The sequence below is a fragment of the Priestia sp. SIMBA_032 genome (assembly GCF_046535215.1).
In the GTDB taxonomy this organism is placed as follows: domain Bacteria; phylum Bacillota; class Bacilli; order Bacillales; family Bacillaceae_H; genus Priestia; species Priestia aryabhattai.
On record NZ_JAWRXD010000832.1, the window covers coordinates 1 to 265 of the forward strand.

The window sequence follows — 265 nt, forward strand, 5'->3', positions numbered from 1 at the left end:
ATACTTGTTTTATGGCAATTTAGAAACAATGATTCTATATGATTTTAGGAATAACATTAAAAAAGAATTAAATTCGAAGTATTCGTATTATTGGGACACTCTAGAAGATAATAAAGTTTTAATAAGTGTCAATAGAAGAAAATATGATTTAGGACAAAAAATAGCAGATTATCATTGGTATGATTTTAAAAGAAATCAACTGGAAAAATTATTATTTATTGAAAAACCACAAAATAAAATTTTAAACAAAACCATACTAATAACA

At 21.9% G+C, this 265-nt stretch carries 1 protein-coding gene; it reads left to right on the plus strand.

Annotation, left to right across the window (positions count from 1 at the left end; all coding sequences use genetic code 11):
- Positions 1–265 (plus strand): hypothetical protein (locus SB717_RS36670; protein ID WP_410907984.1); only part of this gene is annotated, 265 nt, incomplete at both ends.